The 16503-nt window shown below is 72.2% G+C and carries 10 protein-coding genes; 2 read left to right on the top strand and 8 right to left on the bottom strand.

What is annotated here, in order from left to right; genetic code table 11:
- Positions 1-22 precede the first annotated feature (22 nt).
- The 5 genes from ffh to KBY32_RS05975 form a co-directional block, all read right to left on the bottom strand.
- Positions 23-1576, bottom strand: coding sequence for a signal recognition particle protein (ffh, locus tag KBY32_RS05995; RefSeq protein WP_055623293.1), 1554 nt, complete (start codon positions 1574-1576; stop codon positions 23-25).
- Between the two features lie 85 nt (positions 1577-1661).
- Positions 1662-4109: a [protein-PII] uridylyltransferase gene (locus tag KBY32_RS05990; protein WP_210979112.1), complete on the bottom strand. Its 2448-nt coding sequence runs from the start codon at positions 4107-4109 to the stop codon at positions 1662-1664.
- A 25-nt stretch (positions 4110-4134) separates the two neighbouring features.
- A complete protein-coding gene (locus tag KBY32_RS05985) occupies positions 4135-4473 on the bottom strand; it encodes a P-II family nitrogen regulator (protein WP_003997576.1) in 339 nt (112 codons plus the stop codon).
- Positions 4470-5813, bottom strand: a complete 1344-nt coding sequence (locus KBY32_RS05980) for an ammonium transporter (protein WP_210979111.1) — start codon at positions 5811-5813, stop codon at positions 4470-4472. Before KBY32_RS05980 ends, KBY32_RS05985 begins: the two co-directional genes overlap by 4 nt.
- 334 nt (positions 5814-6147) lie before the next feature.
- On the bottom strand, positions 6148-7638 hold the full coding sequence (locus KBY32_RS05975; RefSeq protein WP_210979110.1) for a hypothetical protein: 1491 nt from the start codon (positions 7636-7638) through the stop codon (positions 6148-6150).
- 459 nt (positions 7639-8097) lie between these two features.
- On the opposite strand from KBY32_RS05975, the gene KBY32_RS05970 reads away from it, so the two are divergent.
- Entirely contained in the window at positions 8098-8754 is a 657-nt protein-coding gene (locus KBY32_RS05970; protein WP_055623297.1) for a bifunctional DNA primase/polymerase, read from the top strand.
- 94 nt (positions 8755-8848) lie between these two features.
- Here KBY32_RS05970 and ftsY read toward each other — a convergent pair whose 3' ends face one another.
- The gene (ftsY, locus tag KBY32_RS05965; RefSeq protein ID WP_055623298.1) at positions 8849-10057 is read right to left on the bottom strand and encodes a signal recognition particle-docking protein FtsY; all 1209 of its coding nucleotides are present in this window, start codon (positions 10055-10057) and stop codon (positions 8849-8851) included.
- A 105-nt stretch (positions 10058-10162) separates the two neighbouring features.
- Between ftsY and KBY32_RS05960 the strand changes: the two genes are divergently transcribed.
- Positions 10163-11134 carry an LLM class flavin-dependent oxidoreductase gene (locus KBY32_RS05960; RefSeq protein WP_055623299.1) on the top strand — a complete coding sequence of 324 codons (972 nt, stop codon included), beginning with the start codon at positions 10163-10165 and terminating at the stop codon, positions 11132-11134.
- 113 nt (positions 11135-11247) lie between these two features.
- Here the strand turns inward: KBY32_RS05960 and KBY32_RS05955 are convergent, their stop codons facing one another.
- Together KBY32_RS05955 and smc are read right to left on the bottom strand one after the other, a co-directional pair.
- The gene (locus KBY32_RS05955; protein WP_055623300.1) at positions 11248-12663 is read right to left on the bottom strand and encodes a sugar porter family MFS transporter; all 1416 of its coding nucleotides are present in this window, start codon (positions 12661-12663) and stop codon (positions 11248-11250) included.
- 230 nt (positions 12664-12893) lie between these two features.
- Positions 12894-16454, bottom strand: a complete 3561-nt coding sequence (gene smc / locus KBY32_RS05950) for a chromosome segregation protein SMC (RefSeq protein WP_210979109.1) — start codon at positions 16452-16454, stop codon at positions 12894-12896.
- Between the last annotated feature and the right edge of the window lie 49 nt (positions 16455-16503).

Genomic DNA, 16503 nt, shown 5'->3' with positions numbered 1-16503 from the left:
CCTGTGCGGCGTACGGGAGCGGTCAGCCCATGAACTTCTTGAACTCGTCGGGCAGCTCGAAGTCCTGTCCGGCCTGCTGGCCCGGCACCCCGAAGGCCCCGCCGCCCTGCGCGGCGGCGGCGCGGCGGGCGGCCTCCTCCTGCTCCTGCTGCTTGCGCTTCATCGGGTTCCCGGAGCGCTGCTTGCCCTTGGCCTTCTTCGGCTGCTTCTTGGAGCGGCCGGGGCCGCCACCCATGCCCGGCATCCCCGGCATGCCCGGCATTCCGCCACCCTGGGCCATGCGGGACATCATCTTGCGGGCCTCGAAGAACCGCTCGACGAGGTTCTTCACGGCGCTGACCTCGACGCCGGAGCCCTTGGCGATACGGGCGCGACGGGAGCCGTTGATGATCGTCGGTTCCTGGCGCTCGGCCGGGGTCATCGACTTGATGATCGCGGCGGTGCGGTCGACGTCCCGCTCGTCCAGGTTGTTGATCTGGTCCTTGATCTGGCCCATGCCCGGGAGCATGCCGAGCAGCTTGGAGATGCTGCCCATCTTCCGGACCTGCTCCATCTGGGCCAGGAAGTCGTCCAGGGTGAAGTCCTGGCCCTTCTTGGACGCCAGCTTGGAGGCCATCTTCTCGGCCTCTTCCTGGCTGAACGTCTTCTCCGCCTGCTCGATCAGGGTGAGCAGGTCACCCATGTCGAGGATGCGGGAGGCCATCCGGTCAGGGTGGAAGGCGTCGAATTCGTCGAGCTTCTCGCCGTTGGAGGCGAACATGATCGGCTTGCCGGTGATCTGCCGGATCGACAGGGCGGCACCACCGCGGGCGTCGCCGTCGAGCTTGGAGAGCACCACGCCGTCGAAGCCGACGCCGTCGCGGAAGGCCTCGGCGGTGTTGACCGCGTCCTGACCGATCATCGCGTCGACGACGAAGAGGATCTCGTCCGGGGAGACGGCGTCGCGGATGTCCGCGGCCTGCTGCATCATCTCCTGGTCGATGCCGAGCCGGCCGGCGGTGTCCACGATGACGATGTCGTGGACCTTGGCCTTGGCGTGCTCGATGGAGTCCTTGGCGACCTTGACCGGGTCGCCGACGCCGTTGCCCGGCTCGGGGGCGTAGACCGCGACACCGGCGCGCTCGGCGACGACGCTCAGCTGGTTCACGGCGTTCGGGCGCTGCAGGTCGGCGGCGACGAGCAGCGGCGAGTGGCCCTGCTCCTTCAGCCAGCGGCCGAGCTTGCCCGCGAGGGTGGTCTTACCGGCACCCTGCAGACCGGCCAGCATGATCACGGTGGGCGGCTGCTTGGCGAAGCGCAGCCGGCGGGTCTCGCCGCCCAGGATCGTGACGAGCTCGTCGTTGACGATCTTCAGGACCTGCTGGGCGGGGTTCAGCGCCTTGGAGACCTCGGCGCCGAGCGCCCGCTCCTTGACGTTCTTGATGAACGTCCGCACGACGGGCAGCGCCACGTCGGCTTCGAGGAGCGCGATACGGATCTCGCGCGCGGTGGCGTCGATGTCCGCTTCGGAGAGCCGTCCCTTGCCACGCAGGTTCTTGAACGTCGCTGAGAGGCGATCGGAAAGAGTATCGAACACGGCGCTCGCGGTCCTCGGGGTCGGTGGCAGCTGGGAATCGCCCTCCAGGGTATCCCGGCGACACAGGTGACCGGGATCCCCCGGGTCAGCCCCGCAGTGTCTCCTCCAGCTTGCGGGCCACGGACACGGCCTCCTCACCGGGCAGGGGCGCGCCCTCGGGCCCTGTGACATAGAACGCGTCGACGGCGTTGGCGCCGAGCGTGCTGACGTGGGCGCTGCGCACCCGCACGCTCGCGTCCTCCAGCGCCCGGCCGATCCGGAACAGCAGGCCCGGCGCGTCCTGGGCGCGGACCTCGATGACGGTGGCCAGCCGGGACGCGGCCGGGTGCACGGTGACCCGGGGCGGCGGCGCCACGACCCCGCGCCGCCGCGGATAGGCGGCGTCCCGCTCCGCGAGCCGCCCGGCGATGTCCAGCGACCCGTCCAGCGCCCGTACGAGGTCGGCGCGCAGCCGGGTCGCCTGCGGCAGGGAGCCGTACTCGGCGGCGACCCGCCAGTTCAGCAGGAGGACGGAGCCGTCGACGCCGTCGGGCAGGTCCAGGGCCCTCAGCTCGGCGGTGCGCACGGTCAGCCGGTGCATGGCGAGAACGCCGGCCACGGCGGGCAGCACGCCCGGCTGGTCGGGTACGGCGATGAGGAGCTCCACGCCGAGGGGTTCCGGGTCGCCTGCCGGCCGTTCCTCGGCCGGTGGCTCGGTCTGGGCGCGCAGGGCCAGGACGGGGCTGCCGATGGCGACGGCCTCCAGGGCGAGCCGTTCCTGCTCGGCGGTGGGCGCGGCGGCCTCCGGCTCCTCGGGGACGTCCCCGGCGAGGACCGCGCCGACCCGTTTGACCAGGTCGGCGACGAGGGAGCCGCGCCAGGCCGACCAGGCGGCGGGGCCGGTGGCGAGGGCGTCCGCCTCGGTGAGGGCGTGCAGCAGCTCCAGCGTGCCGGGCGAGCCGACGGCGTCGGCGACGGCGCGGACGGTCGCCGGGTCCTCCAGGTCCCGCCGGGTGGCGGTCTCGACGAGCAGCAGATGGTGCCGGACGAGGGTGGCGAGCACGGCCACGTCGTCGCGGTCGAAGCCGATCCGGGCCGCCATGTCCTTGACGATGATCTCGCCGGCCACCGAGTGGTCGCCGGGCCAGCCCTTGCCGATGTCGTGGAGCAGCGCGGCGACCAGGAGCAGGTCGGGGCGGTGGACGCGGCGGGTGAACTCGGAGGCGCGTACGGCGGTCTCGATGAGGTGCCGGTCGACGGTCCAGACGTGCACGGCGTTGCGCTGGGGGCGGCAGCGGACCCGCTCCCAGTCGGGCAGGAAGTGGGTGATCAGCCCTTCCGCCTCCAGGGCCTCCCAGACCTCCACGGTCGGCCGGCCCGAGCCCAGCAGGGTGACGAGCTGCTCGCGGGCCTCGGCGGGCCACGGCGTGGGCAGGGGGCGCACCCCGGTGGCCATACGGCGGACGGCGTGCAGGGAGAGCGGGAGTCCGGCCTGGGCGGCGGCGGCCGCGGCCCGCAGCGGCAGCACGGGGTCGCGGTCGGGGCGCGCGGCGCGGGCGAGCACGACCTCGCCGTCCTGTTCGACGACGCCCTCGGCCAGCGGGGAGCGTTCCGCGGTGGGTTTCCCGCCGCCCAGCATGGCCCTCAGCCGGGGCCGTACGGCACGGGAGCGCAGCACACGGCCGACCTCGCGCCAGGTGACGTCGCTGGCGTACGAGATGACCCGGGCCGCCTCGTAGACCTGGCGCAGCAGGGTGTCGGCGTCGAGGAGTCCGAGCTCGGCGGCGACCTGGTCCTGTTCCTGCAGGGCGAGCCGGTCGGTGGCCCGGCCGGTGGCGAGGTGCAGGGCGTCGCGGACGTCGAGGAGGCGGCGGCGGGCGTCGGCGAGGCCCTCGCGGGGGGCGTCCGCCAGCCAGGAGGCGGCGACGGCGCGCAGGATGGTGGCGTCCCGCAGCCCGCCGCGGGCCTCCTTGAGGTCGGGTTCCAGGAGGTACTGGAGTTCGCCCTGGCGTTCGGCGCGCTCGGCGGACAGCTCCTGGAGCTCGGGGAGCCGTTTGGCGGCCTGGTTGCGCCAGTCGGCGAGGACGGCGGTGCGCAGGCCCGTGGTGAGGCCGAGGTCACCGGCGATGTGCCGGGCGTCCAGCAGGCCGAGCTGCACCTTGAGGTCGTCGGCGGCGGTCTTGCGGGCCTCGGCGGGGGTGCGCACGGAGTGGTCGAGGGCGAGGCCGAGGTCCCAGACGGGGTACCAGATCCGGTCGGCCAGGGTGGCGACCGCCGTTGCGTCCCCTCCGTCGTGCAGCAGCAGGAGGTCGAGGTCGCTGCGCGGGGACAGCTCGCCGCGTCCGTAGCCACCGACGGCGACCAGGGCGACGCCCCGGGTGGCCTCGGCGCCCGCCGCGAACAGGCCGGTCAGCCAGTCGTCGGTGAGCTGGGCGAGGGCGGAGCGGCGCGGCGGCCCGGACCGCGCCCCCTCGGTGAGGAGGCGCAGCCGGGCCGCCGCGTAGCCGCTGGGTCCCGAGTCCTCTGCTTTGTCACGCACATCCGTACTCGACACCCGGCAGCTCCTGTTCTTCGTCTGGTCAGAGCGCGTCGGGGCCGCGCTCGCCGGTCCGGACCCGGACGGCCGTCTCGACGGGCAGGGACCAGACCTTGCCGTCGCCGATCTTGCCGGTGCGGGCGGCCTTGACGATGACGTCGATCAGCTGTTCGGCGTCGTCGTCCTCGGCCAGGACCTCGATGCGGATCTTCGGGACCAGGTCGACGGTGTACTCGGCACCGCGGTAGACCTCGGTGTGGCCCCGCTGACGACCGTAGCCGCTGGCCTCGGTGACCGTCAGGCCGTGTACTCCGAAGGCCTGGAGGGCTTCCTTGATCTCGTCGAGCCGGTGGGGCTTGACCACTGCGGTGATGAGCTTCATGCGTCCACCTTCTTGCTCTCGGCCGCGGCGACCGGGGCCGGGGTCGCGGCGGTACGGGCGGCACCGCCACCGGCACCGCTGAAGTCGTATGCGGTCTCGGCGTGCTCGGCCTGGTCGATGCCGGCGATCTCCTCGTCCTCGGAGACGCGCATCCCGATCGTCTTGTCGAGCAGGAAGGCGAGGACCGCAGAGGCGATCAGCGAGTAGGCGAGGACGCCGAAGACACCGGCGCACTGCTTCCAGAACTGGTCGAGGCCGCCGCCGTAGAAGAGGCCGGCCACGTCGGACTGGCCGCCGCCGGTGGCGAAGAAGCCGATCAGCAGCGAGCCGAGGACGCCGCCGACGAGGTGGACGCCGACCACGTCGAGGGAGTCGTCGTAGCCGAACCGGTACTTCAGGCCGACCGCCATGGCGCACAGGACACCGGCGATGAGACCGACGGCGATGGCGCCGAGCGGGGAGACCGCGCCACCGGCCGGGGTGATCGCGACGAGGCCGGCGACCGCGCCGGAGGCGGCACCGAGGGTGGTGAACGCGCCGTGGCGGATCTTCTCGTAGGCGAGCCAGCCGAGGACGGCGGCACCGGTGGCGACCTGCGTGTTGACGAACATCAGCGCGCCGACGCCGTCGTCGTTGCCGAGCCACGAGCCGGCGTTGAAGCCGAACCAGCCGAACCACAGCAGGCCGGCGCCGAGCATGACCAGCGGGAGGCTGTGCGGGCGCATCGGGTCCTTCTTGAAGCCGACGCGCTTGCCGATGACCAGGATCACGCCGAGCGCCGCGGCACCCGCGTTGATGTGGACGGCCGTACCACCGGCGAAGTCGATCACGCCGAGCTCGAAGGCCCAGCCGCCGGAGCCCCAGACCCAGTGGGCGACCGGGAAGTACACGATCGTGACCCACAGGGTGATGAACAGCGCCCAGGCCGTGAACTTCACGCGGTCCGCGAGGGCGCCGCTGATCAGGGCGGGCGTGAGGACGGCGAACATCAGCTGGAAGACGGCGAAGACGTAGACCGGGATGGTGTAGCCGTCCCAGAGCTCGGTCAGTCCGATCCCGCTGAGGCCGACGAAGTCGGAGGACCAGCCGATGAGGCCGCCGGAGTCGGTGCCGAACGCCAGGGAGAAGCCGTACAGCACCCACAGGATGGTGACGATCCCCAGGCTGATGAAGCTCATCATCAGCATGTTCAGTGTGCTCTTGACGCGGACCATGCCTCCGTAGAAGAAGGCCAGGCCCGGGGTCATGAGCATCACCAGGGCGGAACAGATGAGCATGAAACCTGTGTTGGCGGCGGACAACTCGGGAGCGTCTGCCGCAAGCGTGATGGCTGATGCCATCGGCGTCTCCTCGTCATAGGTACGGCGGCCCCGTGCGGGCGAAGCCTGAGCGGAGTGAGGGGTGGGCCGGTATGGGCCAAGAGATTGGCGCAGCGCGGTTTCGGTGGAAGCCCCTCGTTGTTTCGCCGCCGTGACGAAGGTCCCTCGCGTGTTACGCGTCGATGAACTGCCGGATCCGTGTCCGCTCGATCGTTATCGTGGCGCAACCTTCGTGGAGGGATGCAAACCGGCCGCGGTCGGCCTTCCGATGACCTGGCATGGGGGAGCCGAGTCGGGCAGTTCGGGAGGGCCGGCCGCGGCCGGGGTCAGGGGTGCCCTGGGGACACACGCGTGGTCAGACCGCCTCCGCGCTCTCGGGCAGTTCCACGGCGAGCTTTTCGGTCAGGTCGACGACCTCGGCCAGATCCCCGAAGTCGCGGACGGCGGTGTCGACCGTCTTTCGGATACGAGTGTTCACACGCTCGGAGCGGACCTTCTTGGCGATCCGCATGGCGCGCTCGGCGTAGCCGACGCTCTGCTCGGGCTCGCGCCGCAGCAGATGCACGGTGGCCATCCCGATGAGGTTCAGCGCGTACGACCGCTGGTGCTCGCTGTCCTCGGCGAACAGCTCCACGGCCCGCTGCATGACGGGCTCGGCGAGCGAGGCGTAGGCGGGGCTGCGGCCGGCCACGTAGGCGAGGTCACGGAAGGAGTGGCTGTTCTCCCCGTACAGCTCGGCCTCGGAGAAGAAGCGGATCCAGTCGGGGTCCGGCTCGTCCCACTCGTCGGCCTCGGCGAAGGTGTCCTCGGCCATGCGGACGGCCCGCTTGCACTTGCCGGGCTGGCCCATGTTGGCGTAGGCGCGGGCCTCCATCGCATACAGCATGGACTGCGTGCGGGGGCTGGCGCAGTCCCGGCTGCCGTACTGCGCGAGGTGGATCAGCTCCAGCGCGTCGTCGGGCCGGCCGAGGTGGATCATCTGCCGGCTCATGCTGGACAGGACGTACGAGCCGAGCGGCCGGTCGCCGGCCTCCTTTGCGGCGTGCAGCGCGAGGACGAAGTACTTCTGCGCGGTGGGCTGCAGCCCGACGTCGTACGACATCCAGCCGGCCAGCTCGGCGAGCTCGGCGGCGACCTTGAACAGGGTGCGGGTGGTGGCCTCGGGCTGCGGCTCCTGGAGCAGATCGGTCACCTCGTGCAGCTGCCCGACGACGGCCTTGCGGCGCAGGCCGCCGCCGCACTGGGCGTCCCACTGCCGGAACATCACGGTGGTGGACTGCAGCAGGTCCAGCTCGGGCTTGGACAGGCGGCCGCGGGCCCGGGAGGACGGGACGGCCCGGGAGTCGCGGTCCGCTGCCGGGGCCGGGACCAGCCAGCGCTGCATCGGCTCGATCAGCGCCGGCCCGGCGGACAGGGCGAGGGAGCTGCCGAGGAAGCCGCGCCGCGCCAGCATCAGATCGCTGCGGGAGAACTCGCTGAGCAGGGCGACCGTCTGCGGTCCGGTCCAGGGCAGGTCGACCCCGGACACCGACGGCGACTGGCGGGCGGCGCGCAGGCCGAGGTCCTCGACGGAGACGACACAGCCGAACCGCTCGGAGAACAGCTCGGACAGGATCCTGGGGATCGGCTCGCGGGGGTTCTCGCCGTCGAGCCAGCGGCGGACACGGGAGGTGTCCGTCGAGATGTGGTTGGCGCCCAGCTGACGGGCCCGGCGGTTCACCTGGCGGGCCAGCTCGCCCTTGGACCAGCCACTGCGCACGAACCAGGAGGAGAGGAGGTCGTTCGGGCGCTTGTCCGTGTGCGACGCGCCGGTGGCACTCGTACCGCTTCCGCCGTTGCCGCTCACTGGAACGCCCCCATCCCTTGGACCACTTGTCACCGAGTGCGCCAAGCCCTATCAGAATGCCGGTAAACACCGTCGCTCGTCTGGCAGTTGTCACCCTTCGAACGGAAACCCGACTTGCCCGCGGCATACCCACACGTGCATGTGCCCCGAGGCCTCGTGCACACACGGTAATCCTACGATCACTGGTGCAGCCATGGCGTTCGCGGAATCGCCACCATTCGCCACCCCTTCGAATGAACTCACGGGCGCCGCAACGCGATTCACTTGACATAGGACGGCCGGAAGTGGGCGGAACGGAGCACCGAGGGGCGCGTGTTGACCGTTCCACCACCCCGCACACCCCAACGCGCCGCCATGGACGCCGCGGCGCCCGGGGTATCCGGCCCTCCAGGGAATACAGAGGGTCACGATCCGCTTTCGTGCCGTAACCAGCGGCGCGCTGGACCCGTTGGAGGGGGCATGGGCTTCACGATCGGCGGTATCCGGGAGATCCGATCCGGCGCGCGTCGGCGCGGCCGCTCCTCGGAGTGCACCGCCGTGGCCGAGTTCACCGGACTGTGGGGCTGGGACGTGGTGCCCGGCGCGCGGGCCACGGCGGGCGTCTGCTCCTGCGGCCGCTCCGGCTGCGCGGCCCCCGGCGCGCACCCCCTGGACCTCGCCCCCGTCATCCCGGCCGGCGCCACCCTCGACGAGGTCACCAAGGCGTGGTCGGAGTACCCGGGCGCCTCGGTGCTGCTTCCGGTCGGGCGGACGTTCGACGTGATCGAGGTGGCCGAGCCGGCCGGCCGCCGGGCGCTGACCCGGCTGGAGCGCATGGGCCTCCCCCTCGGCCCGGTCATCGCCACCCCCGACGCCCGCGCCCAGTTCCTGGTCGCCCCCGGCGCCGCCGCCGAGCTGCCCGAGCTGCTCTACCGCATGGGCTGGGACGACCCCACCCACCTCGATCTGCACGGCCTCGGCCCCGGCAGCCACCTCACCGCGCCGCCCTCCGACCGGGGCGGCCTGGGCCCGGCCCGCTGGCTGCGCTCCCCCTCGCTGGACACGGCGACAAAGCCCCCGGCGGCCCGTCTGCTGCTGGGCACCCTGGCCTACGTGGCCCACCGTTCGCGCGCGTAGGCAGCAGTCGTACACAGCGAAGCGCCCGCCCCCAACTGCACCTTGGGTGGCGGGCGCTTCTTCGCGCGCTGCGACGGGCTCGCGGCCGGTGGGGTCACTCCCCGATCAGGGCGTCGACGAACGCCTCGGGCTCGAACGGCGCCAGGTCGTCGGCGCCCTCGCCGAGCCCGATCAGCTTGACCGGGACGCCCAGCTCGCGCTGGACGGCGATGACGATGCCGCCCTTGGCGGTGCCGTCCAGCTTGGTGAGGACGATGCCGGTGATGTCGACGACCTCGGCGAAGACACGGGCCTGCACGAGGCCGTTCTGCCCGGTGGTGGCGTCGAGCACGAGCAGCACCTCGTCGAGCGGCGCGTGCTTCTCCACGACGCGCTTGACCTTGCCGAGCTCGTCCATGAGGCCGGTCTTGGTGTGCAGGCGCCCGGCGGTGTCGATGAGGACGACGTCGGAGCCCATCTCCTTGCCCTCCTTCACCGCGTCGAAGGCGACGGAGGCGGGGTCGCCGCCCTCGGGGCCGCGCACGGTGTAGGCGCCGACGCGCTCGCCCCAGGTCTGGAGCTGGTCGGCGGCGGCGGCCCGGAAGGTGTCGGCGGCGCCGAGGACGACGCTGTTGCCGTCGGCGACCAGGACCCGGGCGAGCTTGCCGGTGGTGGTGGTCTTGCCGGTGCCGTTGACCCCGACGACCATCACGATGCCGGGCTTGCGGTCGTCCGGCTCGGTCCGCACGACGCGGTCCATGTCGGTGCCGACCAGCTTGAGCAGCTCCTCGCGCAGCAGGCCGCGCAGCTCCGCGGGGGTGCGGGTGCCGAGCACCTTGACGCGCTCACGCAGGCTGTCGACCAGCTCCTGGGTGGGCCGCACACCGACGTCGGCGGTGAGCAGGGTGTCCTCGATCTCCTCCCAGGTGTCCTCGTCCAGGTGCTCACGCGACAGGAGCGTGAGCAGGCCCTTGCCGAGGGCGTTCTGGGAGCGGGAGAGCCGGGCGCGCAGCCGGACCAGGCGGCCGGCGGTCGGTTCCGGCACCTCGATCGCGGTCGGCGGGAGCTCCTCGACGACGGGCGGTTCCTCGACGGCCGTCGCTCCGCCGCCCGGAAGGTCCACCTCCTCTATGGTCCGGCGCTCTTCGTCGCTCGGTGTCTCGGCCTCGTCGCCGACGTGCGGCTCGGCCGGTGGGGCGGTGATGTCGGGGGCGGCGGGCGGCGGCGGGGGCAGCTGCTTCTTGCGGCGCGTGCCGATGACCAGCCCGCTGACCGCGCCGAGCACGACCACGGCGATGACTACAGCAAGGATGACGATGTCCATAACCCGACCAGTATCGGCCATGGAGTGCCGCGACACCGCTATGGATGTCTGACACACCGTCAGCTAAGGTCCGCCGTGCCACCCGCCCGGCGAAGGGGGACCCCCATGCCCGTCTCGGTCGTGCGCTTCAACCTGGTCGAGCCCGACGCGACCCCCGCCTCGCTCTCCGCCCGCTACCGGGCCGCCCTGGAGATGGCCGCCTACGCCGACCGGCACGGCGTGACCACCGTGCAGACGGAGGAGCACCACGGGGCGGCGAACAACTGGCTGCCCTCCCCGTTCGCCTTCGCGGCGGCGGTCTTCGGCGCGACCCGCACCCTCGCCGTCACCGTCTCCGCGATCATCGGCCCGCTGCACGACCCGCTGCGGCTCGCCGAGGAGATCGCGGTCCTGGACCTGATCGGCGGGGGCCGGCTGGTGACGGTGGCCGGGATCGGGTACCGCCCCGAGGAGTACGCGATGTTCGACGTGGAGTGGAAGCGGCGCGGCCGGCTCCAGGACGAGCTGCTGGAGACGCTGCTGAAGGCGTGGACCGGTGAGCCGTTCGGGTACCGGGGCCGTACGGTACGGGTCACCCCGCGCCCGGCCAGCGAGCCGCACCCGCTGCTCCTGGTCGGCGGTTCCTCGAAGGCCGCCGCCCGCCGGGCCGCCCGGCTCGGGCTGCCGTTCTTCCCGAGCGCGCATCTGCCGGAGCTGGCGGCGTACTACACGGAGCGGCTGGCCGAGTACGGCACCGAGGGCTGGGTGATGATGCCGGCGGCCGAGACCCCGCTGCTGCATATCGCCGAGGACCCGGACCGGGCCTGGGCCGCGTACGGCCGGCACTTTCTGCACGAGGCCCGCACCTACGCCTCCTGGCAGTCCGGGGACATCCGCTCGGCGGTGCGCTCGGCGGCCACGACGGTGGCGGAGCTGCGGGCCGAGGGCGTGTACCGGATCGTCACGCCCGAGGAGTGCGTGGCGCTGGGCCACGACCACCACGTACTGCATCCGCTGGCCGGCGGGATGCCGCCGGAGGAAGGGTGGCGCAGCCTCACGCTGTACTGCGAGCGGGTGCTGCCCGCCCTCGGCGCCTGACCGGCGGACGACACGGCGCCGCCCCGGCTCGGGCGGTGGCCGAGCCGGGGCGGCGACGGGTTACGGGGAGAGGGGCAGCGGGGACTTGGCCCTTCTCCCCGGGTCGGGGGCGGTCAGCCCATCTCCTCCAGCTTCTTGCCCTTGGTCTCGGGCACGAACTTGAGGATGAAGGGGATGGAGAGGAAGGCGAACACCGCGTACATGACGTAGGTGAGCGACAGGTTCCACTCCGCCAGGTCCGGGAAGGTGATCGTGATCAGCCAGTTGGCGATCCACTGGGCCGAGGCGGCCACGCCCAGGGCGGCGGCGCGGATCTTGTTCGGGAAGACCTCGCCGAGCATGACCCAGACGACCACGCCCCAGGACAGGGCGAAGAACAGCACGAAGGCGTTGGCGGCGATCAGCGCCACATAGCCCTGCGCGGTGGGCAGCGGGTCGTTGCCGTGCTGGAAGGAGAAGGCCCAGGCGGCCGCCGCGAGGGAGATTCCCATGCCGATGGAGCCGATGAGGGCGAGCGGCTTGCGGCCGATGCGGTCGACGAAGATCATCGCGATCACGGTGCCGAGGATGTTGATGATCGAGGTCTCGAACGAGTAGAAGAACGAGCTCGACGGGTCGACGCCGACGGACTGCCACAGCAGGTTCGAGTAGTAGAAGATGACGTTGATGCCGACCAACTGCTGGAAGACGGACAGGCCGATACCGATCCACACGATCGGCAGCAGACCGAAGCGGCCGCCCAGCAGGTCCCGGAACGTGGACTTGTGGTCGCTGCGCATGGCGTCGTCGATCTCGGCGACGCGGGCGTCCAGGTCGATGTCGCCCTCGACGTCGGCGAGGACCTTCTTGGCGTCGGCGGTGCGGCCGACGCTGATCAGGTAGCGCGGGGACTCGGGAATGGCGAAGGACAGCAGCCCGTAGACGAGGGCGGGCACCAGCATCACGCCGAGCATCCACTGCCAGGCCTCCAGGCCCGCGACCTGCCCGCGCTCGGCGCCGTCGGCGAGGTTGAGGATGGCCCAGTTGACGAGCTGGGAGACCGCGATGCCGATGACGATGGCGGCCTGCTGGAACGAGGCGAGCCGGCCACGGTAGGCGGGCGGGGCGACCTCGGCGATGTAGGCCGGGCCGATGACGGAGGCCATGCCGATGGCGATGCCGCCGAGGACGCGCCAGGCGGCGAGGTCCCAGGCGGCGAAGGGCAGCGCGGACCCGACGGCGCTCACGGCGAACAGCACCGCCGCGATCTGCATGACGCGGATACGGCCGATGCGGTCGGCTATGCGGCCGGCGATCGCGGCACCCAGGGCGCTGCCGAGCAGGGCACTGGCGGCGACGGTTCCGGTGACACCGGAGCTGAGGTCGAAGCGGGCCTGGATACCGCCGTTGGCGCCGTTGATGACGGAGCTGTCGTAGCCGAAGAGGAAGCCGCCCATGGCGGCCGCCGCCGTGATGAAGACGACGTGCCCGAGATGCTCGGGGTGAGCCGTCCTGGCTCCTGCTGGCTGCGCCTGCGCTGTGCTGGTCACGTGTAACTCCTCGGGCCCCCGGCAACGTCGCCGGATGGGGGGATCAGCCCCTTCAGGCCGTGATACCTGAAGGAAAAAGCAACGCTGGTGACCCTATGCCTTCAAGTTTCGAAGTCAATAGGGAGAGGAGTGTGACTTCCAAGACCACTCAAGGTCGTGATGTGTTCATTTATTGAAGAGTTGAAGGTGACGGGAGGCAGTGAAGGGCCTCACCTGGGCCTTCGCGGCGCTCAGCGCAGCCGCTGGCTGATGACCTTCGACACACCGTCGCCCTGCATGGAGACGCCGTACAGGGCGTCGGCGACCTCCATCGTGCGCTTCTGGTGCGTGATCACGATGAGCTGGGAGGCCTCCTGCAGCTCCTGCATGATCCGGATGAGCCGCTGGAGGTTGGTGTCGTCGAGGGCGGCCTCGACCTCGTCCATGACGTAGAACGGGCTCGGCCGGGCCTTGAAGATCGACACCAGCAGGGCGACCGCCGTCAGCGAGCGCTCACCGCCGGAGAGCAGGGACAGACGCTTGACCTTCTTGCCGGGCGGGCGGGCCTCGACGTCCACACCGGTGGTGAGCATGTTGTCGGGGTCGGTCAGGACCAGGCGTCCCTCACCGCCCGGGAAGAGCCGGCTGAAGACGCCCTCGAACTCGCGTGCGGTGTCCCGGTAGGCCTCGGTGAAGACCTGCTCGACGCGCTCGTCGACCTCCTTGACCACCTGGAGCAGATCGGCGCGCGTCTTGCGCAGATCCTCCAGCTGCTCGCTGAGGAACTGGTGCCGCTCCTCCAGCGCCGCGAACTCCTCCAGCGCGAGCGGGTTCACCTTGCCGAGCTGCTGGTAGGCCCGCTCGGCGGACTTGAGCCGCTTCTCCTGCTCGGCGCGCACGAACGGCTTGGGCCGGTTGCGCGGATGGTCGGGGTCCTCCGGGAGCTGCTCCCCCTCGGCGGGCAGCGACGGCGGTACGAGCTGGTCGGGGCCGTACTCGGAGACCAGCCCCGCCGGCTCGACGCCCAGCTCCTCCAGCGCCTTGGTCTCCAGCTGCTCGATCCGCAGCCGCTTCTCGGCGCCCAGGACCTCGCCGCGGTGCACGGAGTCGGTGAGCTTGTCCAGCTCCGCCTTCAGATCGCGGCCCTCGGTGCGGGCGGCCGCCAGTTCCTGCTCGCGGCGGGCCTTGGCGGCCTCGGCGGCGGCGCGCTCCTGCTCGGCGCGGCCCAGCGAGACCTCGACATGGGCGAGGAGCTGCCGGGCGCCGGACGCGACGGCCTCGGCCACGGTCGCCTCGTGCCGCAGCCGCGCCCGCCGCTGTTCGGCACGCGCGCGTGCCTCGCGTTCGGCGCGGGCGGCCCGGTCCAGCGAGTCGGCCCGCCCGGCGAGTCCCTTGACCCGTTCCTCGTGCGTACGGACCTGGAGGCGGGCCTCCATCTCGGTCTGCCGCGCGTTGGCGCCGTCGGCGGCGAGCCGGTCGCGCACGGAGGTGTCCGGTTCCTCCTCGACCGGCATCTCCTCGGCGACGGCGAGCCGTTCCGCCAGCTCCTCGACCTCTTGAAGCGCCTTGTCGAGGGCCTCCTGGGCGCGGGCGGCGGCGGCCACGGACCGCTCGGCCTCCCCGGCGGCACCGCGCGCCTGCCCGGCGAGCCGGCCCAGCCGCTGGGCGACGGCCGACTTCTCCCGGTCGGCGGCCCGGCGCCGCTCCCCCAGCTCCTCGACGAGCGCGGCGCACTCCCGGCGCCGTTCGGCGGCCGCGTGCTGCGCCTCGGTCAGCTCCTCGCACCGTACGGCCAGCTCGTCCAGCTCGGCGGCGGCCTCGTCGACGGAGGCCTGCACCTCCAGCAGGCTGGGCGCGCCGGCGGAGCCGCCGTGCGCGAAGTGGGCGCCGAGGAGATCGCCCTCGGCGGTGACCGCGGTCAGCTCGGGGTGGGCGTAGACCAGGTCCTCGGCGTCCTCCAGGGTGCCGACGACGACGATCCCGCGCAGCAGGCGTCGTACGGCGGGCATGAGCTCGTCGGGACCGGAGACCAGGTCGGCGGCGTACCGCCCCGCGGGAGCCGGGGCCGGCTCGGTGGCGGGGGCGGGGGCGGGGGCGCCGGCGGGCAGGAGCGAGGCGCGGCCGCCGTCCTGCTTGCGCAGCAGTCGGATGGCCTCGGCGGCGGCGGCCGGGGACGTCACCGCGACCGCGTCCGCCGCGGACCCGAACGCGGCGGCGAGCGCCACCTCGTGTCCCGGCGCCACGGTCAGCAGCTCCGCCGCCGGTCCGAGCAGACCGGTCAGGCGGTCCCGGGCTCCCAGCAGGGCACCGGTGCCGTCCTTGCGGCGCAGGCCCATGGCCAGGGCCTCGTGGCGGGCCTGGGTCGCGGCGCGCCGGCGTTCGGCGGCGGTGGCGGCCTCGCGGGCGGCGGTCAGCGCGGCCTCCGCCTCGGCGAGCTGCCGCTTGGCCGTCTCGTGCCGCTCGCCGAGCTCGGCGTCACCGGCGTCCAGGCCGTCGACCTCGGCCTTCAGGGCCTCGTACTCCTCCTGGGCGGCGACGGCCCGCTCCTGCGCCTCGTCGCGGGCTGCGGCGAGCCGGTCGATCTCGGCCTGCGCGGAGGCGGCGCGTGAGCGGGCCGCGTTGACCTGGCCGTTCAGCCGGGCGAGACCTTCACGGCGGTCGGCGATGGCGCGGGCGACGTCCTTCAGGCGGCGCTCCTCGACGGCGAGCTCGCGCTCCAGTTCGGCGCGGTGCCCGACCGTGTCGTCCAGGGCGCGTTCGGCCGCCTCGAGGGCCGCCTCCAGCTCCGCCTCCTGCTCGCGGATCCGGGCGGCCTCGCGTTCCATGTCCTCGGGGTCGCGGCCCCGGCGCTCCTCGGGCGGCGCGGAGGTCGCGCTCTTCACCCGGGCGTCGGCCAGCGAGATCGTGCCGCGTACGCGCTCGGCGAGCTGGGACAGCTCGTACCAGGTCTGCTGGGCCCGCTGGAGGCGCGGGGCGAGCCGGCGCACCTCGTCCTCCAGGAGGGCCTCGCGCTGGAGCGCCTTCCTCAGCTCCTGCTCGGCGGCCTCCTTGCGGGCCTTGAGCGCGGCCTCGTCGGCGACCTCGGCGTTCAGCGCCTCCCGCAGCCGTACGAGGTCGTCGGCGAGCAGGCGCAGCCGGGCGTCGCGCAGGTCGGCCTGGATGACGGCGGCGCGGCGGGCGACGGCGGCCTGGCGGCCGAGGGGCTTGAGCTGGCGGCGGAGCTCCTCGGTGAGGTCCTGCACGCGCGCGAGGTTGGCCTGCATCGCGTCCAGCTTGCGGAGCGCCTTCTCCTTGCGCTTGCGGTGCTTGAGGACGCCGGCCGCCTCCTCGATGAAGGCGCGGCGGCCCATCGGGTCGGCATGCAGCACGGAGTCGAGCTGGCCCTGGCCGACGATGACGTGCATCTCGCGGCCGATACCGGAGTCGGAGAGCAGTTCCTGGATGTCGAGGAGGCGGCACGTGTCGCCGTTGATCTGGTACTCGCTGCCGCCGTTGCGGAACATGATCCGCGTGATGGTGACCTCGGCGTACTCGATGGGCAGCGCCCCGTCGGAGTTGTCGATGGTCAGGGACACCTCGGCGCGGCCCAGCGGGGGGCGGCCGGTGGTGCCGGCGAAGATGACGTCCTCCATCTTGCCGCCGCGCAGCGACTTGGCGCCCTGCTCGCCCATGACCCAGCTGAGCGCGTCCACGACGTTGGACTTGCCCGAGCCGTTCGGTCCGACGACACACGTGATCCCCGGCTCGAACCGGAGCGTGGTCGCCGAGGCGAACGACTTGAACCCTCGGAGGGTCAGGGCCTTGAGGTGCACGCCGCCGGACTCTACCGTCCGGCGATGTCTCGCTCCATGAACGTACGGT

Origin of the sequence: Streptomyces sp. RK62 (assembly GCF_018070255.1) — a bacterium.
Taxonomy (GTDB): Bacteria; Actinomycetota; Actinomycetes; order Streptomycetales; family Streptomycetaceae; genus Streptomyces; species Streptomyces nigra.
Note: the sequence above shows the minus strand (reverse complement) of the source record. Positions and strands in the feature narration are given on the sequence as shown.